This is a genomic window from Paraburkholderia fungorum, assembly GCF_046027215.1.
Lineage (GTDB): Bacteria > Pseudomonadota > Gammaproteobacteria > Burkholderiales > Burkholderiaceae > Paraburkholderia > Paraburkholderia fungorum_D.
In genome coordinates, this window is sequence record NZ_JAQQEN010000001.1 from 598,298 (window position 1) to 622,186 (window position 23,889).

Annotated in this window: 19 protein-coding genes; 11 read left to right on the forward strand and 8 right to left on the reverse strand. The window is 63.0% G+C overall.

Annotated features, from left to right (window positions below; translation table 11 throughout):
* Positions 1–11 precede the first annotated feature (11 nt).
* Together PQR27_RS02675 and PQR27_RS02680 are read right to left on the reverse strand one after the other, a co-directional pair.
* A complete protein-coding gene (locus PQR27_RS02675) occupies positions 12–1,178 on the reverse strand; it encodes an MFS transporter (protein ID WP_408522178.1) in 1,167 nt (388 codons plus the stop codon).
* A gap of 200 nt (positions 1,179–1,378) precedes the next feature.
* Positions 1,379–2,203: a crotonase/enoyl-CoA hydratase family protein gene (locus PQR27_RS02680; RefSeq protein ID WP_408522179.1), complete on the reverse strand. Its 825-nt coding sequence runs from the start codon at positions 2,201–2,203 to the stop codon at positions 1,379–1,381.
* A 62-nt stretch (positions 2,204–2,265) separates the two neighbouring features.
* Between PQR27_RS02680 and PQR27_RS02685 the strand changes: the two genes are divergently transcribed.
* A complete protein-coding gene (locus PQR27_RS02685) occupies positions 2,266–2,886 on the forward strand; it encodes a plasmid fertility inhibition factor family protein (RefSeq protein ID WP_408522180.1) in 621 nt (206 codons plus the stop codon).
* Here the strand turns inward: PQR27_RS02685 and PQR27_RS02690 are convergent.
* Entirely contained in the window at positions 2,883–3,881 is a 999-nt protein-coding gene (locus PQR27_RS02690) for a 2-hydroxyacid dehydrogenase (protein WP_408522181.1), read from the reverse strand. The genes PQR27_RS02685 and PQR27_RS02690 overlap by 4 nt on opposite strands.
* A gap of 348 nt (positions 3,882–4,229) precedes the next feature.
* On the opposite strand from PQR27_RS02690, the gene PQR27_RS02695 reads away from it, so the two are divergent.
* From PQR27_RS02695 to PQR27_RS02715, 5 genes are all read left to right on the forward strand, one after another.
* Positions 4,230–4,361 (forward strand): hypothetical protein, encoded by a 132-nt coding sequence (locus PQR27_RS02695; RefSeq protein WP_408522182.1) that lies wholly within the window; start codon positions 4,230–4,232, stop codon positions 4,359–4,361.
* 99 nt (positions 4,362–4,460) lie between these two features.
* Entirely contained in the window at positions 4,461–6,143 is a 1,683-nt protein-coding gene (aspT, locus tag PQR27_RS02700; protein ID WP_408522183.1) for an aspartate-alanine antiporter, read from the forward strand.
* Positions 6,144–6,272: 129 nt separating this feature from the next.
* A complete protein-coding gene (aspT, locus tag PQR27_RS02705; protein ID WP_408522184.1) occupies positions 6,273–7,955 on the forward strand; it encodes an aspartate-alanine antiporter in 1,683 nt (560 codons plus the stop codon).
* A gap of 112 nt (positions 7,956–8,067) precedes the next feature.
* The gene (locus tag PQR27_RS02710; RefSeq protein ID WP_408522185.1) at positions 8,068–9,732 is read left to right on the forward strand and encodes a bifunctional aspartate transaminase/aspartate 4-decarboxylase; all 1,665 of its coding nucleotides are present in this window, start codon (positions 8,068–8,070) and stop codon (positions 9,730–9,732) included.
* A gap of 160 nt (positions 9,733–9,892) precedes the next feature.
* Positions 9,893–11,131, forward strand: a complete 1,239-nt coding sequence (locus PQR27_RS02715) for a pyridoxal-phosphate-dependent aminotransferase family protein (RefSeq protein WP_408522186.1) — start codon at positions 9,893–9,895, stop codon at positions 11,129–11,131.
* A 78-nt stretch (positions 11,132–11,209) separates the two neighbouring features.
* On the opposite strand, the gene PQR27_RS02720 is transcribed toward PQR27_RS02715, so the two are convergent.
* Positions 11,210–12,541 (reverse strand): DUF1996 domain-containing protein, encoded by a 1,332-nt coding sequence (locus PQR27_RS02720; RefSeq protein WP_408522187.1) that lies wholly within the window; start codon positions 12,539–12,541, stop codon positions 11,210–11,212.
* Between the two features lie 252 nt (positions 12,542–12,793).
* Positions 12,794–14,005, reverse strand: coding sequence for an MFS transporter (locus PQR27_RS02725; protein ID WP_408522188.1), 1,212 nt, complete (start codon positions 14,003–14,005; stop codon positions 12,794–12,796).
* Between the two features lie 379 nt (positions 14,006–14,384).
* Between PQR27_RS02725 and xdhA the strand changes: the two genes are divergently transcribed.
* The 3 genes from xdhA to xdhC are packed head-to-tail and all read left to right on the forward strand — an operon-like array spanning position 14,385 to position 18,916.
* Positions 14,385–15,914, forward strand: a complete 1,530-nt coding sequence (gene xdhA, locus PQR27_RS02730) for a xanthine dehydrogenase small subunit (RefSeq protein ID WP_408522189.1) — start codon at positions 14,385–14,387, stop codon at positions 15,912–15,914.
* A 28-nt stretch (positions 15,915–15,942) separates the two neighbouring features.
* Positions 15,943–18,309: a xanthine dehydrogenase molybdopterin binding subunit gene (xdhB, locus tag PQR27_RS02735; protein WP_408522190.1), complete on the forward strand. Its 2,367-nt coding sequence runs from the start codon at positions 15,943–15,945 to the stop codon at positions 18,307–18,309.
* Positions 18,310–18,349: 40 nt separating this feature from the next.
* Positions 18,350–18,916 carry a xanthine dehydrogenase accessory protein XdhC gene (gene xdhC, locus PQR27_RS02740; protein WP_408522191.1) on the forward strand — a complete coding sequence of 189 codons (567 nt, stop codon included), beginning with the start codon at positions 18,350–18,352 and terminating at the stop codon, positions 18,914–18,916.
* A gap of 66 nt (positions 18,917–18,982) precedes the next feature.
* On the opposite strand, the gene PQR27_RS02745 is transcribed toward xdhC, so the two are convergent.
* The 3 genes from PQR27_RS02745 to PQR27_RS02755 all read right to left on the reverse strand — a co-directional run bounded on the left by PQR27_RS02745 (position 18,983) and on the right by PQR27_RS02755 (position 22,482).
* Positions 18,983–19,963: a LysR family transcriptional regulator gene (locus PQR27_RS02745; protein WP_408522192.1), complete on the reverse strand. Its 981-nt coding sequence runs from the start codon at positions 19,961–19,963 to the stop codon at positions 18,983–18,985.
* A 226-nt stretch (positions 19,964–20,189) separates the two neighbouring features.
* Positions 20,190–20,840, reverse strand: coding sequence for a 2-hydroxychromene-2-carboxylate isomerase (locus PQR27_RS02750; protein WP_408522193.1), 651 nt, complete (start codon positions 20,838–20,840; stop codon positions 20,190–20,192).
* A gap of 136 nt (positions 20,841–20,976) precedes the next feature.
* The gene (locus tag PQR27_RS02755) at positions 20,977–22,482 is read right to left on the reverse strand and encodes a TAXI family TRAP transporter solute-binding subunit (RefSeq protein WP_408522194.1); all 1,506 of its coding nucleotides are present in this window, start codon (positions 22,480–22,482) and stop codon (positions 20,977–20,979) included.
* Between the two features lie 524 nt (positions 22,483–23,006).
* On the opposite strand from PQR27_RS02755, the gene PQR27_RS02760 reads away from it, so the two are divergent.
* Entirely contained in the window at positions 23,007–23,354 is a 348-nt protein-coding gene (locus tag PQR27_RS02760) for a BON domain-containing protein (RefSeq protein ID WP_408522195.1), read from the forward strand.
* A 258-nt stretch (positions 23,355–23,612) separates the two neighbouring features.
* Complete coding sequence (locus PQR27_RS02765) at positions 23,613–23,861, forward strand: hypothetical protein (RefSeq protein ID WP_408522196.1); 249 nt, start codon at positions 23,613–23,615, stop codon at positions 23,859–23,861.
* Positions 23,862–23,889: the final 28 nt, after the last annotated feature.

The window sequence follows — 23,889 nt, forward strand, 5'->3', positions numbered from 1 at the left end:
ACGCTCGAACCTTAGCCCGCCACGGCCATGCGTTGCGCGCGGCGGTCGATCGACACCGACCACAACGTCAGCACCAGCGCGCCGATCGAGGTCGCCACGCCAACCCACGGCAGCGTAGTGAGCGGCGCACCCGCGCCGATCGCCATGCCGCCAAGCCACGCACCCGTTGCATTGCCGAGGTTGAACGCCCCCTGGTTCAAGGTCGAGGCCAGATTCGGCGCATGGCTCGCCCGGTCGACGATCAGCATTTGCAGCGGCGGCACGATCGCGAAGGCCAGAATGCCCCACACGAAAATCGTGATCATTGCCGGGATCTCCGCGTGCATCGTGCTGGCGAAGATCGTCAGAATCACCACGATCGCCAGCAGGAACGCCACCAGCGAAGGCATCAGCCGCCAGTCCGCCAGCTTGCCGCCGAGCGTGCTGCCAACCGTGAGGCCGAGGCCGAACAGCAACAGCACCAGGGTGACCGCATGCGGCGTGAAGCCCGTCACGTCTTCGAGAATCGGCGTGATGTAGGTGAAGGTCGAAAAGAGGCTGGCCGACGCGAGCACGCTGATGCCGAGCACCATCAGCACTTGCGGATTCTTCAGCACGCTGAATTCGCGCATCAGGCTGGCTTTCTGCATATCGATCTTCGCCGGCAGGCAGACGGCGAGCGCGCCCGCGGCGAGAATGCCGATGCCGGTCACCGCCCAGAAAGTCGCGCGCCAACCGACGGCCTGGCCGAGCGCGGTGCCGAGCGGCACGCCGAGCACGTTGGCGAGCGTGAGGCCGGTGAACATGAGCGCAATGGCTTGCGCACGGCGGTTCGGCGCGACCAGGCCGGCGGCGACCACCGAGCCGATGCCGAAGAACGCGCCGTGGCAAAACGCCGTGACGATGCGCGCGGCCATCAGCACCGCATAGCCCGGGGCGACCGCACACAGCAGATTGCCAACGATGAACACGCCGATCAGGCTCATCAATGCCTTCTTGCGCGGCATATTGGCGACCGCGATCGCCACGATTGGCGCACCGATCGTGACGCCCAGCGCGTAGGCCGACACCAGCATGCCGGCAGCCGGGATCGACACGGATAAGTCGCGCGCGACATCGGGCAGCAGGCCCATGATCACGAATTCGGTGGTACCGATTCCAAACGCGGCAATGGCAAGGGCAAGCAGAGGCAAAGGCATGGTGGCGGAGCGAGGGTCAGCGCGACGGGAAACGTCGCGCGGCAGGCGCGCGTTTTCGGGACGAAGAACGCATGCGCCATGCGAGGGGTAAACAGTAGGGGATTCTACCTAAGTCAAAACGGCTGTGCTGGTCGCCGAGCAGGTTGTTGTTTTTTGTGGAGGCCCATGCCGGAGCGGGCTTTTCGGGCGTGAGACCGCGCTTATGACGCGCTTTCGTCAGACTTTAACGTCTTGCCGTGACGGCCCGCTCCTTCCGCGAAACGTGCGGCGCCCGCCACGCCTTCGTCGAATACCGCCTGATAGCCGCCGGCACCTTCGCGCCGCAGCGCCTCGCCGAGATCCCCGAGCATGCTGTTTTCCAGCGCCGAGCGGCGGTCGGCCAGCAGCGCGGCCTGCGGCAACGCTGCCAGTTCGGCGGCCAGACTTTCGGCTGCCGCGCGCGCTTCGCCTTTCCCCACGACGCGGTTGGCCAGACCGAAGCTGAGCGCCTCCTGCGCAGCGACCGCGCGACCGGTCAGAATCAGATCGAGCGCCCGTGACAGCCCGATCAGGCGTGGCAAACGGACAGTGCCGCCGTCGATCAGTGGAATCCCGACGCGGCGGCAGAAGACGCCCAGCACCGCATCTTCTTCGACGATCCGCAGATCACACAGCACCGCCAGTTCCAGTCCGCCCGCGACGGCGTATCCGGCGATGGCGGCAATCACAGGCTTGTTGATGGCCATACGCGTCGGCCCCATCGGACCGGGCCCGCTGCCATCGGCGTGCAGTTCGTTGCGGCGCGCGTCGTCGGCGAGCGCGGTGAGGTCCGCACCGGCGCAAAAGGTGCCGCCCGCGCCGAACAGCACCGCCGCACGCCATCCAGGCTCCGCGTCGAAACAGCGGAACGCCGCGCTGAGCGCCTCGGCGGTGGGACGGTCGACCGCATTGCGCCGCGCGGGCCGATCGAGCACGATGGTGGCGACGCCGGTGTCTTCGTTGGCTTCGATGCGCACGTTTTCATTGAAATTTTGCGTCGTTATCATCGTTGTCTCCGTAGAGATTCGTATCCGGCGCGCATGCCGGTTGATTATTACAGTGGTTTGTCATGCTTCTTTCACAATCGGCTCGTAGCGTTAGCGCTCTCCTAACCTGCTGGCGCACGTTCGTCGGCTTATCGAGTCTGCCTTTGCCCTTGTCCAATTCAACGCCGGCCGCTGCCACGCCGGCCTGTGCCGAGCCGGTCTGGATCGTGCCTTTGCCCGACCATTCATGGTACGACCATGTGCGCCTGAAACGCGTTTTTGTCACCGACGGCACGCGGCATCAAGTGGTACTGGTCGACGTGCGCAAGCTGCTCGCATGCGCGGATCGCGATAACACCGATTACGTGCTGAAGCCAGTTGCCGAATGGCATTCGGGCAAGGTGCGTGGTATCCGCGAGTTTCTCGATCCGGAGAACCCGCGCATTCCGCAGATGCCGTATGTGACGGTCTCGACGCGTCGCGCGCCGGGTCTGCTGGGCTGGTTCGGACTGGAGCGGGAAGGCGTGGTGGCGTTCCGCAATGGTCAGCATCGCGCGCGCTATCTGGCCGATGCGGGCGCGCGCTGGTTTCCGGTGGAAGTGCACGAGCGCGAGGTCGCACTGCTGCGCGAAGTGTGCGGCGCCCCCGACGACGCCCGCACGGCAATCCGCCCGACCACGTTGAACGGCAACAGCGGCGCCTAAGTGCGCCCCTGCACCACGTTGCGCGGCGTGCCGGCCCGCCATGCCGCGACGTTATCGAGCGTGGTCTGCGCGATCTCGCCCATCGCCTCGCGTGTGAAGAATGCCTGATGCGCGGTGACGATCACGTTCGGGAAAATCAGAAGGCGCGCCAGCACGTCGTCCTGCAACGGCAGGTGCGAGTGGTCTTCGAAAAACAGGCCGCCCTCTTCCTCGTAGACATCGAGCCCGAGATTGCCGAGCTGGCCGTCTTTCAAGGCGCCGATCAAAGCATTGCTTTCGACAAGGCCGCCGCGCCCGGTGTTGATCAGCATCGCGCCGCGCTTCATCTTGGCGAGCGCGCGCGCGTTGATCAGGTGGTACGTGCCGGCCACGAGCGGGCAGTGCAGGCTGACCACGTCGCTCTCGGCAAGCAGGGTGTCGAGCGGTACGTAACGGGCGCCGAGCGCCAGCAGGTCGTCGGCCGGCGTGCCGGGATCGTGCGCGAGCACCTGCATGCCGAAGCCCGCCATGATGCGGCCGAACACGCGGCCGATCATGCCCGTGCCGATCACGCCGACCGTCTTGCCGTGCAGGTCGAAGCCGAGCAGCCCATGCAGCGAGAAATCGCCCTCGCGCGTGCGCGCGACCGCGCGCGGCAGCCGCCGGTTCAGTGCGAGGATCAGACCCACCGCATGTTCGGCGACCGCGTGCGGCGAGTAGGCGGGCACCCGCGCGACCGTCATGCCCAGGCGCTCCGCCGCGGCCAGGTCGACGTGATTGAAGCCGGCCGAGCGTAGCGCGATCATGCGCGTGCCACCGGCATGCAGACGGGCGAGCACGTCGGCGTCGACGTTGTCGTTGACGAAGGGGCACACCACTTCATAGTCGCGCGCAAGGATGGCGGTTTCGATATCGAGGTGCGACTCCTGGAAGTGCAGTTCGTAGCAATGCGTGCCGTTGGCCTCGGTGAACGTGTCGCTGTCGTATTGGCGGCTGCTGAACAGGATCATGCGCATGGGTGGCTCCGAAGAATGCGCGCCGATGCAGGGTATGCGGCAACGGCCGCGGCATGCAGGCAGGCCAGTATATCGGCCCTTTTTGCGGCAATCACCGCCACGCTGACAAAAACGTATCGGGCATTACCAAAGATCATTTTTTGCGTAGAGCGGGCGCACGCAATTGAAAATCATATTGACAGCCGTGCAGAACTACAATATTTATTAAAAAAGCAATCCCAAAAAAGCACGGGCATTCTGTGGTGTAAAAGGTGGCCATTGGGTGGCCATTAGGTGGCCATTAGCAGAGCGCGTCTTTTTCACGGTGTTAGACAACTTCACGGCATTAGACAACTTTGCGAGGAAAGTGTGACTGTCGAGCTTTCTGAAAAGCATTTCACTATTGTCGCCGCACTGCGGCATCCAGCCTCCGGCGCTTACGGCGTCATCGCACTGGCATATATTCCCTTTTCAATGAACCGGTTGATGCCGGTTGAGTAATTCCTGGATCAAGGTCCAGGTGTTAGTCGAACTCATTTAAAATCCCGAGCGATTTTTTCAGCTTTCTACTAATAAACCCGTCAATTGGCGAGCCAACACATGATCGGTGAATTGCTGAGATCTCAACCGGAGATCGCGCTGTTCGCAAGCCTTGCAATCGGATATTTCATTGGTTCGTTTCGAGTGGGGCCGATTCAGCTTGGCGGCGTCTGCGGCACGTTGATCGTTGCGTTGCTATTGGGGCAGACGGGCGCGCGGCTGGCGCCGGATCTGAAGAACATTGCTTTCGCGCTGTTCATTTTCGCGCTGGGATTCACCGGCGGCCCGCAGTTCTTCGCCAATATCGGGCGTGGCTGGCGCTATGGCTTGCTGTCGGTGGTCGAGATCGTCTCGGTACTGGTGCTGATCATGATCGCGGTCCTCGTGATGCGGCTCGACGCCGGCACCGCGGCCGGGCTGCTGGCCGGCGCCGCGACGGAGTCGGCGGTGATCGGCACTGCTTCGGAGGCGATCGCCAAGCTCGGCTTCAGCGACGCCGAGACGCTGCGTCTGCAAGCCAATATCGTGACCGCATACAGCGTCAGCTACCTGTTCGGCCTGATCACCATCGTCCTGTTCACGAGTCAGTTCGCGCCGCTGCTGTTGCGCATCAACCTGCGCGACGAAGCCGAGCGCGTATGGCACAAGCTCGGCGGCGACGGCGCCTTTGGTGAGGGTCAGCGCGCCGCTGCGCCAGCCCTCGTAGCACGCGCCTTCCGGGTCGGCACGGCGGCTGGCGCCACGGTCGCCGCGTTCGAACAGCAGCACGGCTATAACCTGACGATCGAGCAACTCGAGCGCAACGGCGCGCGAGTGCCGGTTGAACCGCAACTGACGCTGGCACCCGGCGACCTGATCCTCGTGGGCGGGCGTCGTGAAGCCATCGTCGCGGCGGCCGCAAGCGTCGGTGAAGAAGTGGCGGGCGAGGATTTCAGCCAGATCGCCGCGGAAAAGCTCGACGTGGTCCTCACTCGCCGCGAGGCGCATGGTCTGACGGTAGCGCAGATACGCGAACGGGCGGCGCCGGAAGAAGGGCGCGGTGTCTATATCGCCGCCGTCACCCGGCTCGAAACGACCGTGCCGGCGCTGCCTGGCACCGAGCTCAATCGCGGCGACGTGCTGACGCTGGTGGGCGCGAAGGCCGACGTCGAGCGCGGCGCGCGCCGGCTCGGCTACGTGCTCGCCGCCACCCAGAAAACCGATTTCGTCTATCTCGGCCTGGGCGTGCTGGTCGGCATGGCGATTGGACATCTGGGCGGGCGGATCGGCGGTGTGTCGATTGCTTTGGGCACGGGCGGCGGCTGCCTGCTCTCGGGCCTGCTATTCGGCTGGATCCGTTCGCGCTATCCGCTGATCGGCTCGCTGCCTTCGGCTGCCGCACAGATTCTCAAGGACTTCGGTCTCGCCACCTTCATCGCTGCGGTTGGCCTGTCCGCGGGACCCGATGCGATCAAGCTGGTGCGCGAATACGGTCTTGCGTTGCCGGTGGCCGGCATTCTGATGGTGCTGGTGCCGGGGCTTCTGTCGCTATGGATCGGCCGCATGTTCCTCAAGCTCGAAGCACCGATGCTGCTCGGCGCGATTGCCGGGCAGCAATGCAGCACGCCGGCGATCAGCGCGCTGGTCGGCGTCACCGGCAACTCGACGCCTGTAATCGGCTACACGATCACTTACGCACTCTCGAACATTCTGTTGCCGTTGATGGGGCCGCTGGTGGTCGGCCTCGCCGGGAAATTCGGCTAGACGGCCAGATGTACCGCGCGCGGCGAGCCAGACCGCGCGTGGTCTACCCGGCATATGCAAGCACTCGGCAGTCCGCATGCACATGCCGCAACACGTACTCGGTATCGCCAACTTTCTAGCGAGGGCACGATGGACTGGCTACATAGCATCTTTCAGAAATCACCCGAGATCGCACTGTTTTTGTCGCTTGCAGTGGGGTATTTCATTGGGCAGATCAACTTCGGCAAATTTCAGTTAGGCGGGGTGGGCGGCTCGTTGCTCGCGGCGGTCGTGATCAGTCAGGCGGGCGTGACGATCGACAACGGCGTAAAGTCGGTGATGTTCGCGGTATTCATCTACGCGGTCGGCTACGACTCCGGGCCGGGCTTCTTCAACTCGCTGAACCGCAAGACACTGCGTGAGATCGCGATGGCGATTTTCCTCGCCGTCTCCGCGTTGATCACCGTGGTGGTCTGCGCGAAGCTGTTCCATCTGAACAAAGGTCTGGCGGCCGGGCTCGCCGGCGGCGCGCTGACGCAATCGGCGATCATCGGCACGGCGGGCGATGCGATTGCGCGTCTCGGCCTGCCCGCCGACCAGGTCAAGTCGCTGCAGTCGGACGTGGCGATTGCTTATGCGGTGACCTATGTGTTCGGCTCGCTCGGCGCGATCATCGTCTGCGTGAACATCTTGCCGAAGTTCATGGGGCAGGGCTTGCGTGAGGCCTCGATCGAGGCGGAAAAGGAGCTGTCTTCAGGTTCGTCGTCACTGGGAGCAGGGCAAATTCGTGCGTTGCCCGAACTGGTGGGGCGTGCGTACAAGATCGATGTCAGCGCCGGGAAAACGGTCAAGGCCATCGAGACCCAGCATCAGGACATGTTGACGATCGAGCGGATCAAGCGTGACGGCAAGAATCTCGAGCCGACGCCCGGCCTCACGTTGCAACTCAACGACGAAGTGCTGGTGGTGGGCCGTCGCGAGGCGGTAGTCGCATTCGGCGCGAATGGCAACGAGATCGCCAACGTCGAGGACATTGGCGTCGTGATGCAGACGCGCGAAGGCGTGTTCACACGCAAAGGCATGAACCACACGACGATCGCCGCCGCACGCGAAGTCGTGGATCGCGACATGCGTCACGGCGTCTACATCCAGAGCGTCTCGCGCGCCGGCCAGCCGCTGCCGGTCCTGCCCGAAACCAAGCTCGAGCACGGCGACGTGATCACCTTCTACGGTTCGCCGAAAGACACTAAGCGTGCCGTGGATGCAGCCGGCTACGAACTGCCGTATAGCAACAAGACCGACTTCATCTACATGGGCGTGGGCCTCGTGCTCGGGTTGCTGATCGGGCTGATCGTCCTCAACGTGGGCGGCATTCCGCTTACGCTCGGTTCGGGTGGCGGCTGCCTGCTGGCCGGTTTGCTGTTCGGCTGGATGCGCGGCAAGCATCCGATGTACGGCGTGATGCCGTCGGCAGCATCGCAATTGCTCAAGGACTTCGGGCTCGCGGCGTTTGTCGCCGTGGTCGGTCTGAATTCCGGCCTGCAGGCGGTGGTCACGGTCAAGCAGAGCGGAATGACGATCTTCCTGCTCGGCGTATTCGTCACACTGTTCCCGCTGCTGTTGACGATGCTGTTTGGCCGCTACGTGCTGCGCTACAACAACGCGGCGATTCTGGCCGGTGCGCTGTCGGGTTCGCGCAGTGCAAACCCGGCGTTCGGCGGCGTGCTGGATAAGGCGGAAAGCGCCGTGCCGACCGTGCCGTTCGCGATTACGTACGCGATTGCGAACGTCGCATTGACGCTGCTCGGGCCGCTCGTGGTCGGGCTGGTGTAGCGCGGCTATTGCGCGCAAAGCGTTTCGCATTCTTCGATTTCTCTCACGCCGGCGCTGTCTGAATCATGCACGTCGCGCCGGCGTCATTCACCTGCTTTCTGGAGAACGCATCATGGCAAAAGACAAAGGCGACAAGAAACAAGGCGATATGGCGAAGCCAGGCTTGTCGGCGCTGAGCCCGTTCGAACTGAAGGACGAACTGATCAAGGCAGCCGGTGGTGGCGCGGTGGCGCGTCCCGCAAACGCATCGATGCTGAACGCCGGCCGCGGCAACCCGAATTTTCTCGCGACGGTTCCGCGTCACGGGTTCTGGCAACTGGGCCTCTTTGCGATGCGCGAATCGGAGCGCTCGTTTGCATATATGCCGGAGGGCGTAGGCGGTTTTCCGCGCCGCGACGGCCTCGAAGAACGCTTCGATCTGTTCCTGCGTGAAAACAAGGGCGTGGCCGGCATCGACTTCCTGCGCGGCGCGGTGTCGTACGTGCGCGATCAGTTGGGACTTTCCGCCGGCGACTTCCTCTATGAAATGTGCGAGGGCATTCTCGCGTCGAACTATCCGGTGCCAGACCGGATGCTTAAGCTATCCGAATTGATTGTCGGGCAGTATCTGCGCCGCGAGATGATCGGCAACCATCCGTTCGTCGGCGAGTTCGACGTGTTCGCGGTGGAAGGCGGCACGGCGGCGATGACGTACATCTTCAACACGATGCGCGAGAATCACCTGATCAAGGCGGGCGACACGATTGCGCTCGGCATGCCGATCTTCACGCCGTACATCGAAATTCCGCGCCTGAACGACTATCAGCTGAACGTCGTGAATCTCGAAGCCACCGTGGAAAGCGGCTGGCAGTATTCGAAGAAGGAACTCGACAAGCTGCGCGATCCGAAGGTGAAGGCGTTCTTCCTCGTGAACCCGAGCAACCCGCCTTCGGTGAAGATCAATGACGAGAGTCTTCAATATATTGCCGACATCGTCAAGGAACGCCCCGATCTGATTCTGCTGACCGATGATGTGTACGGCACCTTCGCCGACGACTTCGTTTCGCTATTCGCGCTTGCGCCGAAGAACACGATCCTCGTGTATTCGTACTCGAAGTATTTCGGCGCGACCGGCTGGCGTCTCGGCACGATCGCAACGCATCGCGACAACGTGCTCGACAAGCTGATCGCCGAATTGCCGAAGGACACGAAGAAGCAGCTGCACGAGCGTTACGAGTCGATCACGACCGAGCCGGAAAACCTCAAGTTCATCGACCGCCTGGTGGCCGACAGCCGCACCGTTGCGCTGAATCACACGGCGGGGTTGTCGACGCCGCAGCAGGTGCAGATGGTGCTGTTCTCGTTGTTCTCGCTGATGGACACGCCGGACGCGTACAAGAACGCGTTGAAGCGCCTGATCCGCAAGCGCAAGCAGGCGCTGTACGAAGAGGTCGGTATTACGTTCGCGGACGACGATCCGAACCAGGTCGACTACTACACGATTCTCGACGTCGAGTTCCTTGGCGAGCGGATGTTCGGGCGCGAGTTCGTCGAGTGGCTGCTCAAGAACACCGAGCCGTCCGAATTGCTGTTCCGCCTCGCGCGTGAGGCGCGAGTGGTGCTGCTGCCGGGGCGCGGGTTCGGCACACAGCATCCGTCGGGGCGTGTGTCGCTGGCCAACCTGAACGAATCGGACTATCGGCAGATTGGGCGCGCCGTGCGCAAGCTGATCGAAGAGTATGTCGAGCGTTTCAACGCGGCTACCGGCAAGAAACTCGACAAGACCAAGGTGAAGTGACGCTTCGATCCGTGCCGATGGGGGGCACGCAGCGCGATAAAGCATAGACAAAAAACTTGCGCAATCGCGCGGATCGGTGAATGATCGGACGAACGGCCTCGCCAGTGTCATTGTGGCGGGGCCGTTTGCTCCTTTGCGCCCTGACATTCACGTATCGATCATGCCGACCTCATCATCCAACTTCGCATCCACAGCAGTGCCCTGTCCGGTTGTCGAATCGCTCGACGCCATCCTTCCTGAAGAGCCGTTATTGATGATGGGCGCCGGCCCCGTGCCGATTCCCGCAGCGGTAGCCAAGGCCAATACGGTGGTGATCAATCACCTCGGCAGCACGATGGTCAAGGTGATCGGCCAGGTGAAGACCATGGCGCGCTATGTGTTCCAGACCAACTCGAAGTGGGTGCTGGGCGTGGCGGGTCCAGGTTCGGCCGCGATGGAAATGGCGATCTCCAATCTTGCGTGGGAAGGCACGCGGGTGCTGAGCATCAGGAACGGCTTTTTCAGCGAACGGATGGCGGAGATGGGACGACGCGTCGGCGCGCGGGTGAGCATGCTGGACGTCGCCGACCGCTCGGTTGCCAGCCTCGACCAGATCGCCGAAGCGATCCGCCGCGAGCGGCCGGAGATCGTGACAGTGGTGCAGGGCGAGACGTCGAACACGGTATGGAATTACCACCTGAAGGACATTGCCGCGCTGGCGAAAGCCGCGGGCGCGCTGGTGATTGTCGATGCCGTATGCACGTTGAGCACGATGCCGCTCGAGATGGATGCATGGGGGATCGATGCGGTGATTACCGGCGGGCAGAAGGGCTTGTCGTCGATTCCCGGGGTGTCGCTGATCGCGTTTTCCGATGCGGCCTGGGCGCGGGTGAAGGGACGGACGGCGCCTAACGCGCATTGGTGTCTGGATGCCTCGCTGGCGGAGAACTTCTGGCACAACGCTGGATATCACTACACCGCGCCGGTGTCCGGTGTGCTGGCTTTGCATGAGGCATTGCGGCTGGTGTGCGCCGAGACTCTGGAGAAGCGGTTTGCGCGGCATCTGAAGTGTTCAGTCGCGTTGCAGGAAGGCATTAGCGCATTGGGCCTGAACCTGTACACCCCGCAGGCATGCCGCCTGAATTCGGTGGTGGGCGTCGAGGTGCCGGAGGGATTGAGCCCGGGCGACATCTGTGGGCATATTTCGCGGCAACATCAGGTGGAGATTTCCGGCTCGTTTGGCTTGCCGATCGTGCGTATCGGGCAAATGGGCGAGCAGTGCCGCGAGCACAACCTGTTCCGGACGCTGCACGCGCTAGGCCGAACGATGCTGGATCTGGGCTCGGTTGTGGATTTGCCAGCGGGTGTGGCGGCGCTGGAAAAATCGCTCTCGGGCGGGGCGCGTGGAACGGGGCAGTAGCGCCTTACCCTCGCGTTCCCTGCCGGGCGGCGCCGAATGACTACGGTCTGCCGCCCGGCGTGAATCGCGGTGATTCTGTCACTTCAGGAAGAGCGCCGGCGCCCACGAACCCTCGCGTGACGAAAACTGCGCCGTTTGGGCGTTCGTATTGCGGATGCAGATGCCGATCTGCGGCGCCTTGGCGGCCACCTGCAACGCAATATAGTGGCTGACGTCGTTCAGTCGCACCTGCGAGGCGTTGTCAAGATAGATGCCGCCAATCCATTGCGTGGTGCAAGCCGCTGCCGTCGGCAGATGAGTCGCGTCGTCCCACGTCGTGGTCGCAGCGTAAAGGTCGAGCATGATGGGTTGGGAATCCGTTACGTTTTGCCCCAATGTCTGCAGGTACGAGCTAGCGTAGGGGTAGTCGCCGAGATTGGCTGGCGTCGCGAACCTGATCAGCACGACATTGCCTGGCGCCACGACCAGTGTGGAGTCCACCGGATGCTCGACGCCGTTGGCGTCGAGCCAGACGTCCGCGTTTGCCGCGGAGTAATAGGTCGGAATGCTCTTGTCGCATGTCCACACCTGACCGGTGCTCCTGTTCATGCACTTGTCGATCACGTATTGCATCGTGTCCGGCTTCCAGGCATTCATAAAGTCGCCGTGCGCCGTGTAGAGGCTGCCCCATTGAGGGGCCCATTGCCCGCTCACCAACGTCGGGTCCATGGACAATAGCGCGGTGGAGAGATCGGGATCTTGACCGAGGTTGTACGCGATATTCATTTGCAACTCGGGAATCTTGACCGGGTAAGCACTTGGGCAGGTGCCGTCGGTGTTGCGGTAAGCCATATTCGAAACCTTGCTGGCCAGATTCGGCACTAGCGTTTTGCCATCCCAGCAATCGGGGAAATGCACCGAGATGTTGAACTGGGAATAGGTGCCACTGCTGTCCGTCACGACCGGGCAGTTGGTCGGCGCGACGGTGGTATACGATCCTCCCCGGCATAGGAAGTTGATATGCGGGTTCTGGGTGGTACCCATGTGATTGCCCGCCAGCATTTCCAGCCCGGATGGGATCGCCTGAAGCGGGACGACCGGCTGATCGTTCTTGTAGTACGTCTTCTGATACTGCGGCACGACGATGCCCGACGCCCTTTTTAATTGCGGCACCCAATAGGCCGAGCGATCCGCATTTGAATCACAGGTCGTGAGCTTGTTGCTGTTCAGTGAACCGTAAGTGCTGTAAGCGTCAGTGGTTGAATTGCCGAAGAAGTCATGCACCATAGATTGTCCGGGTTGCCCGGGGTGAATGATGGGATCGTCCGGCAAGGTATGCGAATAGGCGCACTGCACGTTGAATTGGTCGCCGGCGTGGGCCGCACCGGCCGCCAGCACCAGCGTGACCCAGATCACGATACGTACTTTCATGACTGACTCCTGAAGAGAAGATCGAGGCAACGGGAAAGTCTTCCATCAATGCGAATTGATTAGGAATATTGAATGAATAACGCGTGAAGAGAGAGCGGGTGGTGGCGATTGTAGGTCGTCGACAAGGAAGCTTCTAGTGCAATCGCGTGGCCTGCGACAATAGGACCAGTCCTATTTTCTGTTGTGCACTCAAGCCGTGCCGTGCCGGAATGGGCACGGCACACGCAGCACGCCTGAAGCGAACCAGCAGAATCAGGTCGCGGCAGGCGCGTTCGGCACACGCGCATTGCGCAGATACATCATCGTGGACAGCGCGACAGCGAGGGCGGAAGCCACGGCTGCGAACAGGAACACCGATCCGTAGCCAAATTCGCCGGCGATATAGCCGGCTAGCGGCCCGGTAATGCCCAGCGACAAATCGAGAAACACCGAATAAGCGGACAGCGCGGCGCCGCGGCTCGCCGGCGGCACGAGTCCGACTGCCTCGACACCCAGAGCGGGAAACACCAGCGCAAACCCGAAGCCGGTCAAAGCCGCCCCCGCTAGGGCGATATGCGGCTCGGGCGCGAGCCACAACATCAACAACCCGGCACATTCAAACGAAAACGAAACGATCGCCACGCGGAATCCGCCGTAGGTTTTGATCGTGTTCGCAAATAACAACCGTGAGCCAATGAACAGCGTGCCAAAAACCGTCAGCGACAAGGCCGCATTCGGCCAATGCTTCGCGGCATAAAACAGCGTAATGAACGTGGCAATCGACCCAAACCCGGCGGAGCCAAGCGCCAGACCAATCCCGTGCGGCAACACCCGCGTGAATACGCTCCGGTACGACATGCGCTCACCGTGCACGACCGGCACGGGCGCGATCAACCTGGCCAGATAAAACCCGAGCGCGGCCAGCAGAATCACCAGAATCCCCAGTGCGGCAAACCCAACCGTGTGCTGAATCGCCACGCCGAGCGGCGCGCCAATCGCCAGCGCGCCATAAGTCGCGATGCCGTTCCACGAGATCACCCGGGCATTGTTGCTCGTGCCCACGCGGCCAATCCCCCACAAGATCGCGCCCGTCCCGCACAGGCTTTCGCCGCATCCAAGCACCAGGCGGCTGCACACCAGCAAGGCGAGGCTCAGGATCGGCCAACGCCCGCACAACACCGCCAGCAACAACAACACGCCGCTCGCGCCACACCCCAGCAAACCGATCGAAACGGTCCGCTTCGGACCTATCGTATCGGCCGAACGGCCGGCCAGCGGCCGCGATGCCAGCGTCGCCAGGTATTGCACGCTGATCGCCGCACCGGCCAGCACCGCGCTGTAACCCAGGTCGTCGTGGACGTAGCCTGGCAGCACCGCCAGCGGAATGCCGATCGTCAAATAGCAAATAAACGTGAAAAAGACGACCGGAATGATCTGCATGGTCGTCGCAAATTCGCTGCGAGGTGTCGCTGAGTTGCTGGACATGGGGAAAACGAGACTTGAAATCGGCGGGAAGGCGTGATTTTCCCATGGAACCGATTCCCTTGCAGGGGTTGCTTAATATTTTTCTGGCCTGAATAACGGTGCCGGATCGATATAGTGGTCGGGAAAACGATGTTTTCCGACCTCAAGCGCCACCTTCAACGCAAAGCGAAGTGTCATTAAATCAATATAAACATAGAAAATATTGGAATAATGACGTGACAACATAAGTCAACCGCCCCCCAAAGCCATCTCTATATCGATTCGACGATATGTCCCGCATGCGATCGCTGCTATGGGTTGTATTTATTGATGGTGATAGTTTTCGAACCATCACTGCAGCACGTCCCCACGGACACAGAACATTCGAGAGTAACGAGACATGACTGAGCCGATTCGCTTCTACCACCGCAACGCGATCCGCGAGATCAAGGATGCGCCCGTCACCCGCACCGTCCTGCAGTATTTGCGCGAAGACGCGCATTGCACCGGCACCAAGGAAGGCTGCGCCGAAGGCGATTGCGGCGCGTGCACGGTCGTAATCGGTGAGCGCGACGAAGCCGGCGCGATCAGCTTCAAGGCGGTCAACGCCTGCATCCAGTTCGTGCCGACGCTCGACGGCCGTGCGCTCTTCACCGTCGAAGACCTGCGCCAGCCGGACGGCTCGCTGCATCCGGTGCAGGAAGCCATGGTCGAGTGCCACGGCTCGCAGTGCGGGTTTTGTACGCCTGGTTTCATCATGTCGATGTGGTCGCTGTACGAAAAGCACGGCCACGAACACAGCTGCGCGAACAGGACTGTGCCGTCGCGCGACGCGATCAGCAACGCGCTGACCGGCAATCTGTGCCGCTGCACCGGCTACCGCCCGATCGTCGACGCGGCGGTGCGCATGTTCGAAGCGCCCGCGCCGAAAGCGCCGGTCAATGTCGAAGCGCTGTCGAAGACGCTCGCCACGCTCGAACGCAAAGACACTTTCCACTACACGCACGCCGGCCAGCAGTTCGACGCGCCGCGCACGGTCGCGGCGCTCGCGAAGATCAAGGAAGCCGAGCCGGCGGCCCGCATTCTCGCCGGCAGTACCGACATCGGCCTGTGGGTCACCAAGCAGATGCGCGAGCTCGGCAATATCGTCTACGTGGGCCAGATCGCCGAGCTGCAAAAGCTCGAAACCAATGACGACTGGATCGAGATCGGCGCCGGCGTGTCGGTCGAAAGCGCCTATGCGGAAATCGCGAAGCAGTACCCGGAACTGAACGAAATGTGGCAGCGCTTTGCGTCGCTGCCGATCCGCAATGCGGGCACGCTGGGCGGCAACATTGCCAACGGCTCGCCGATCGGCGACTCGATGCCGGGCCTGATCGCACTCGGCGCGCATGTGATCGTGCGCGGCGGCGAGATCGAACGCGAAATGCCGCTTGAAGATCTGTACCTCGCGTACCAGAAGAAGGACATGGCGGAGCATGAGTTCGTGGTTGGGCTGAAAGTGCCGACGCGCACCGGCGTGCGCAAGAACCTGCAATTTCGCACCTATAAACTCTCGAAGCGCTTCGACTCGGACATCTCGGCCGTGTGCGCCGCGTTCTCGTTTATCGCCGACGGCAACCTGATCCGCGAGCCGCGCATCGCGTTCGGCGGCATGGCCGCCACGTCCAGGCGCGCCACGCACGCTGAAGCCGTGCTGCGCGACGCCGAATGGCATGAAGCCACTGCGCAGGCCGCGATGCTCGCGCTGGGCAACGACTACGCGCCGCTTAGCGACATGCGCGCCACCAGCAACTATCGCCTCGAAGCGGCGAAGAACACGTTGTACCGCTTCTGGCTCGAAACGCGTCCGCACAATCCGCTGCCGAAGAGCGCGCTGGATGTGCGCGCGGTAGCCGCTGCTTGCGCACCGGCCGGCGCGAGCGCCTGAGACGCCACGAGCATACGGAGAACACAGAATGAATCAGCACGCTGAACCGTTCCTGAAAGACCTTCAGGATCTCGACAACTTTACCCAGGTGCACGTCTCGCGTCCGCACGAGTCCGCGCATCTGCACGTGAGCGGCCGCGCCACCTACACCGACGACATCCCGACGCTCGCCGGCACGCTGCACGCCGCGCTCGGCCTGTCGTCGAAAGCGCATGCGAAGGTCGTCTCGATGTCGCTCGAGAAAGTGCGCGCGACGCCCGGCGTGGTGGCGATCTTTACCGCCGGCGATATCCCCGGCGTGAACGACGTCGGCCCGATCATCCACGGCGACGACCCGATTCTCGCGGACGGCGTGGTGCAATACGTCGGCCAGCCGATGTTCATCGTGGTCGCGACCTCGCACGAAACCGCGCGTCTGGCTGCACGGCGCGCCGATGTGGTCTACGAAGAATTGCCGGCGATTCTCACCGCGCAGCAAGCCCGCGCCGCGAACCAGCACGTGCTGCCGCCGATGAAACTCGCGCGCGGCGAAGCCGCTACGAAAATCGCCCGTGCGGCGCATCGGGAAGCCGGCGAGATGCTGCTCGGCGGGCAGGAACAGTTCTATCTGGAAGGCCAGATTTCATACGCGGTGCCGAAAGACGACGACGGCATGCACGTCTACTGTTCGACGCAGCACCCGACCGAAATGCAGCACATGGTCGCGCACGCATTGGGCGTGGCCTCGCACAACGTGCTGATCGAATGCCGACGGATGGGCGGTGGCTTTGGCGGCAAGGAATCGCAATCGGGGCTGTTCGCCTGCTGCGCGGCGCTCGCTGCATGGAAGCTGCTGTGCCCGGTCAAGCTGCGTCCGGACCGCGACGACGACATGATGGTCACCGGCAAGCGCCACGATTTCCACTACACGTATGAAGTGGGCTACGACGACAAGGGCGTGATCGACGGCGTGAGCGTCGACATGACCTCGCGTTGCGGCTTCTCCGCCGACCTGTCCGGTCCGGTGATGACGCGCGCGCTGTGCCACTTCGACAACGCGTACTGGCTCTCCGACGTGTCGATCGACGGCTTCTGCGGCAAGACCAACACGCAGTCGAACACTGCGTTCCGCGGCTTCGGCGGCCCGCAAGGCGCGTTCGCAATCGAATACATCATGGACAACGTCGCGCGCTCGGTGGGCGAAGATTCGCTGGACGTGCGCCGTCGCAATCTGTACGGCAAGACTGAACGCAATCAGACGCCGTACGGCCAGGTGGTCGAAGACAACGTGATTCACGAGCTGATCGACGAACTCGAAGCGACCAGCGAATATCGCGCGCGCCGTGCGGCGATCAACGAGTTCAATGCCAACAATGAAGTGCTGAAGAAGGGCCTCGCGCTCACACCGGTCAAGTTCGGCATCGCGTTCAACGTGACCCACTTCAACCAGGCCGGCGCGCTGGTGCACATCTACACCGACGGGTCGGTGCTGGTGAATCACGGCGGCACCGAAATGGGCCAGGGCCTGAATACGAAGGTGGCGCAGGTTGTCGCGCATGAACTCGGGATCGGCTTTAACCGCATCCGCGTCACGGCAACCGACACCAGCAAGATCGCCAATACCTCGGCGACCGCTGCCTCCACTGGTTCGGATCTGAACGGCAAGGCGGCGCAGGATGCGGCCCGTCAGCTGCGCGAACGTCTGTCGGCCTTTGCGGCGGAACGCTTCGGTGCGGGGCAGGTGAGCGCCGTGGACGTGCGCTTCCTGCACGACCGCGTGGTGGTCGGCGATGTCATCGTGCCATTCGAAGAAGTGATCGCGAAGGCGTATGTCGCGCGTGTCCAGTTGTGGTCCGACGGTTTCTACGCGACGCCCAAGCTGTACTGGGATCAGTCGAAGCTGCAAGGCCGGCCGTTCTACTACTACTCGTACGGCGCGGCCGTATCGGAAGTGGTGATCGACACGCTGACCGGCGAAATGCGCGTGCTGCGCGCGGATGCGCTGCATGACGTGGGCGCATCGCTGAACCCGGCGCTCGACGTCGGCCAGGTGGAAGGCGCGTTCATTCAGGGCATGGGCTGGCTCACGACCGAAGAACTGTGGTGGAACGCGGGCGGCAAACTGATGACGCACGCACCGTCCACCTACAAGATTCCGACCGTCAACGATACGCCGCCGGACTTCCGTGTGCGCCTCTTCAAGAACCGCAATGCGGAGGACAGCATTCATCGTTCGAAGGCGACTGGCGAACCGCCGCTGCTGCTGCCGTTCTCGGTGTTCTTCGCGGTGCGTGATGCCGTGTCGGCCGTGGGTGACCACAAGGTCAATCCGCCGCTGAACGCGCCCGCGACGAGCGAGGAGATCCTGAAGGCAGTGGGCGCGGTGCGCGCGGCTACCGCGGCGGCACGCCAGTAACAGCATCATGCAGACATCGAACCTCACTGGAATGATCGCCATGAACGACTTTTCTACCGTTCAGATCGGCCGGGGCAGCGCCGTGCAAGTGCCGCGTCCGGCGCCGATGCACATCGTGCTGTTCGGCGCGGGTCACGTCGGCCACGCGCTCATCAAGCTGCTGGGGAGCTTGCCGTGCGTCGTCCAGTGGGTCGATGAGCGCGACGAACTGTTCCCCGACGAAACGCCGCCCAACGTGCAGGTCGAAGCGACCGACACGCCCGATGTGATCGTCGACACAGCGCCGCCGGGTGCGTACTTCCTCGTGATGACGCATAACCACGCGCTCGATTTCTCGCTCGCCGCCCGCATTATGCGGCGGCGCGATTTCACCTACTTCGGCATGATCGGTTCGAAGACCAAGCGCGTGAAATTCGAACGTCGCTTGCTGGATCGCGGTGTGGATCTCGACCGGCTGGTGGAGATGACGTGCCCGATCGGCGTGGACGGGATCGTCGACAAGGCGCCGCCGGCAATTGCGGTTGCGGTGTGCGCCGAGTTGCTGCAGATCCGTGCGCAGCACGCCGAGGCACGGGCGGTGACGCGCAAGCTCTGCGCGAGCGTTTAGGCGCTCGGAGCAAGCCCTTCACTTCAAACCGAAGCCTTCCGCCCCCTGTTGTTTCAGACCAGAACGTCAGCCCGCCGCGGCTGACGTTTCTTTTTTGTGCGGCCGTTTCGCGCGCCGTACCTTGTGCGCCACCAAACCGTCCGAGACTTGCGACATCAACGCGCGCAGCCAGCCGACATCGCTTGGACGGTCCGGCTGCGGATGCCACAGCTGATAGCACTTGATGCGCGGAAACGGGATCGGCACCTCGACAACCGCCAGCGGCAAGATGTTCGCATAGTGCGTCGCGAAGCGGCGCGTCGTGGTGAAGATCAGATCCGATTGCAGCAGCGTTTGCGGCACCAGACCGAAATACGGCAGCGTGGCGACGATGCGCCGGTCGGCGTGCGCCCGCGCGAAGCCGATATCGATCGCACCGCCGCGTGCACCGCTATAAGGTGTAGGCGCGAGATGCGGCGCGGCGAGATACGCATCGCGCGTCATCGGCATGCGCGTGAGCGGATGGTCGGCACGCATCAGGCACACCACGGTATCGGAGAACAGATCGGTTTTGGCGAAGCGCGGATCGGGCTTCGGCCAGTTGCCAATCACGAGATCGAGTTCGCCGGCATCGAGCGCGGCCGAATGATCGAGCATCGGACTCAGTGACTCGATCTCCAGTCTTGCGTGCGGCGCGGCCTCGCGAAACTGCGCGATCACGGTGGGCATGAAGAAGTCGTTCAGATAGTCCGGCGCGGCGACGCGAAAGGTGCGGCGCGAGCGGCCTGGATCGAAGTCGCCGTGCGGCGTGGCGACGAAATCGACTTCGCGCAGCACGCGTTGCGCGGAGGCCAGCAGCGATTCGCCATATTCGGTCGGCACCATGCCGGATTTGCCGCGTACGAGGATCGGGTCGTTCAGCGTTTCGCGCAGTTTGCGCAGCGCAGTGCTGATGGCGGGCTGGGTCTGGTTCAGACGCAGCGCGGTTTGCGTGACGCTGCGCTCGACCAGCAGCGTGCGCAAAACGCGCACGAGCCAGATATCGAGGGAGGCGGCGGTGTCGTCCATGGTTTAGGCGAAGCGGTGCAAGCGGATCGGGCCCGGTTCAGGCGTGGCGCGGGACCGCCCGCGCGACAGCACGCGCAACGGGGTGCAAAGGGTATCACTTTGGCCCGTTTGCGCTGTGACGGCCATAGCGGGCACGGTATGGCCGGCATCAGCACGGTTTTTCGACGCAAGCGCGCATGCCATCCCATGCGCGGTGTGTCCGATGCACGTGAAGCTTACGCCTCGCCTACATCCAGTCGTCCATCGTGCCTTCAGCCAGGCAACTGATCCGCTTCACTTCTTTCGATTCGAGCCAGTTCGGCGTGCGCGCGCAGTACAGCACCATCGGCAACGCGTCTTCGCCCCAGAACAGCTGATCGTTCAGACGGAAGGTCGGCACGCCGTAGACGCCCAGACCGATTGCATCCGCGGTATTGCGCTGCAATTGCGCCTTTACTTCTTCGTTCTTGATGAGCTCCGGGCCGTCCGGCATGCCGACGCGTTCGCACAATTGGGCGAAGGCCTCGTCGCTCGACGGATCGCGGCCTTCACGCCAGATGAAACGGAAGATCTCGCGCACGAATTGAACGTCGCCGTTCGCGGCGGTGGCGAGCAGCATCGGCTTGATCGATTTGAACGGGTGCGCCGGTGGCATCTTGTACGGAATGCCGAGTTGCTCCGCGCGAAACAGCGCGTGGCGGTACATGAAGGTGCGCTTGCCGGGCACGCTGTAAGCCGGCCGCTGCCCCCAGTGGCTGTAGAGATCGCTCAGCACGACCGGTGTGAAGGCGAAGTCGAAGCCCGGCCATTTGTCGTGTTGCTCGAGCAACAGATACGTGAACGGCGAGACAAAATCGTAAAACCACTGTGGTTGCGTGGCGTCGATGCCAACGGTCATAAATGTCTCCCGGATTGCCTGTTCCGAACGGCGCGTCTGCCAGACCGTCGGATTTGTAATGATCTTACGCGGTGCTGCGGCTGCTTGCACCGGTCAAATATGCTTTTTCAGCCGGCGTCGGCGAGCCCAGTGCGGGTCACGCCCGGCTCGGCTCAGTCGATGCCGGGCCCGAAGCGGGGTGGCCGGCGGCGGCCTCGTCGGCTGCGCCGCGCACCGCGGGCGCTTCGCCGGCTTCCTCGGTCTGGGTGGCTGCGGGTGAATCCGGTCCGTCGCCAGGCTCGCCCGGCGCGTCCTGCTGGGCGTCGCGGCTATGCGTGAGCCGCTCGCGCACGAAGCCGATATGCTCGCGCAGCACGTAGAACTGGTCCGCATAGGCAAGCGGCATCTTCAGGCCGTTCACCGACTCCTCGATCGCGTCGAGCCGCTCGATCAGCGTCGCGCGTTCGGCGGCCGAATGCTCGCTGAGCGCGCTGCGTTCGATCGCAATCAGTGCGCCGTACCAGCGGTAGATGCGCGATTTTACCCGCCACGCATACAGCGACGGCACGAGACGCAGCGCGGGAATCAGCAGCACGATCAGCGGCACCACGACTACCAGCAGCCGGTCGGCGAGACTCGCCAGCCAGAACGGCAGAATCCGGTAGAGGAAGCTCTTGCCCGATTTGTAGTAGCGCGCGGCGTCGTCGCTGATCGCGAAATCGTGCGCGAGCGGCGCCGGGAATTCGCCGGCGCGCTGCATGATGTTTGCCTTGCCATGCACTTCCCGGGCGGCTTCGATCAGCAGATCGGAGAGCGCGGGATGCAGCGAGTCGCGCGCCACCAGCTCTGCGGTCGGCGCCACCATATGGATGGGCGCGGAAGGCAGATTCTTGCCGAGGTCGAACGCGCCCATCGGCATCTCGAGTTGCGTCAGATACGGAAAGCGGCGCGTGTAGGCATCGGCCTGGGTGAAGTCGTAGAACTGCACGTTCGGCGTGCGATAAAGCTTGCCCATGACCGCCGGTTGAGCTGAATCGCCGGCCAGAAAAGCCGCGTCGACTTTGCCGGCGACGAGGGCGTCAGCGGCCTCGTCGCCGGACAGCGGCAACAGCCGGGTTGCGCCACCCGGCACGATGCCGTTTGCCTTGAGCAGCGCGAGCGCCAGCTCGCGCGTGCCGCTGCCTTCAGCGCCCACGGCAAGACGCAAGCCCTTGAACTCGGAGAGCCGCGTGACGGTGGGGCCGTGATAGAAAATCGCCAGCGGCACATACGCCACGCTGCCGAGCGACATCAGGCCTGCGCTCTCCGGCCCGGGCGCGACGCCGTCCTGCACGAAGCCGACATCGACATTCGACTTCGGATCGGCGAGCCGCTTGAGATTCTGCAGCGAGCCTTCCGAAGACAGCACATTCAGGGTGATGCGGTTGCGCGCCAGAATGGCCTTGTACTTTTGGGCGGCGTTCCAGAACGTGCTGCCTTCGGGGCCTGCGCTGATCGTCAGCGTACTGGGCGGGGCGGGCTGGATCAGACGGACGGCGAGCCAGATCGCGGCGGCGGCGACCAGCAGGATCGGGCCGAACGAGATCGCGAGATCGCGCCATGAGATCGCCACGAAGCGGGCGACGAGAAGGGGAGGGCGTTTGCGGCCGGTGGCTGGCTTCATCGGATGACGTGACGGCTACGGTCGAAAGTGAACAGGATGGCGGCGGTGCTCTGGGGCGCGCGTCGCGCCGATGGTACCTTGATTCGCCCGGCGACGGCTCGGAGGGCGTTGGCTGGCGCCGACAAACCCGTAACAAATCGTGAACAGCGCGTGAACAACGCGTGAACAACGCGCGCGCCGTGCATCGCCAGTCGTCCGCCATTGTGCCAGGTATGACTAAACCCTTTGCGCTTCTGGCCCGGCTAGATTAAATTGTGCATCGCTGCCGCGATTGGATGTTCGCGCAGCGTGACCCGGCACGACTGACAAGAACTGGGCGCGCTGGTGGACTTCGCGGCTTGCCAGCTGTCGTACCGCATCGCATGCGGCTTATGGCGGCCGGCCTCTCTCGCCTCTCGCACACCGTGTAGCAGCCATAGTCGGCCGTCGCTCAGCCGCGCCTTGTCGCGCGCCGGGCGTGGCCGCCGGTAGTCGTAACGAAGCCGCTTGGTAGATGCGGTCCAATGTGAGTCAAAGGAGAAAGTATGAAATCGGTCGGTTATCTGAAAACGCTGGGTTCGGTGGTGGCAATGGTGGTGGCGTGCAATGTGTACGCTCAGGCAAGCGATGCAATGGGCACGACGGCTGCGCCGGCTACTAGCGCCACGTCCAGCAAGAAGGCCAATAGCCAACTGGGCCGCAAGGTGCGTGGCGCGCTGGCCAAGACGCAAGGCGTCGACGTGTCGAACATTGCCGTGCGCGCTCGCGGCGGCGCGGTGACCCTGACGGGCTCGGTGCCGGATCAAGGCCAGATCGATGCAGCCGGTACAGCGGCCAAAGGCGTGGCAGGTGTGACGTCGGTATCGAACAAGCTGAACGTTCAGCAGCAGTAATCGTATTGGCATCGGCGCGCGAGCTGCCGCAAGCGCGGCGTGCCGTCCTGATGCATGTCAGTCGAAAAGCTCCGGTATAGCGCCGGGGCTTTTTTTTCGATTTGTTTTCGCGGCGGTGTTTTTTCAGGTGGCGATGATGGGACGGCCGATCCGGGGCTGAACGCGAGACAGGCAGCGAGCCGTCCGTGCGTGCGTTACGGCACAGAGTTGCTGCGCCACACAGCGTACTGTGACGCATGGGGAAACGGAGTCGCCGTCATGGAAACCACGCTTTTGCGCTATACGGATTTGCCGATCCGCGATCGGGCTGCGTTCGAACTGGTGTGCGCGCGGCACGGCTTTGCGCCGGTGCATTTCCACATCAGCGCGAGCGGGGCGCGGGGCGATGCCGCGGATGAGCGGCTCATCACAGTGCGTCGCGGCGGCTGGACGCAGTCATATCGCGACCAGCGCGGTCAGTGGGTAAGGCAGTTCGAAAGCGACCTGACCTGCCGCTTTTTCAAATAGCTCGCCTGGCGTGGGTGCGGCGGTCTAC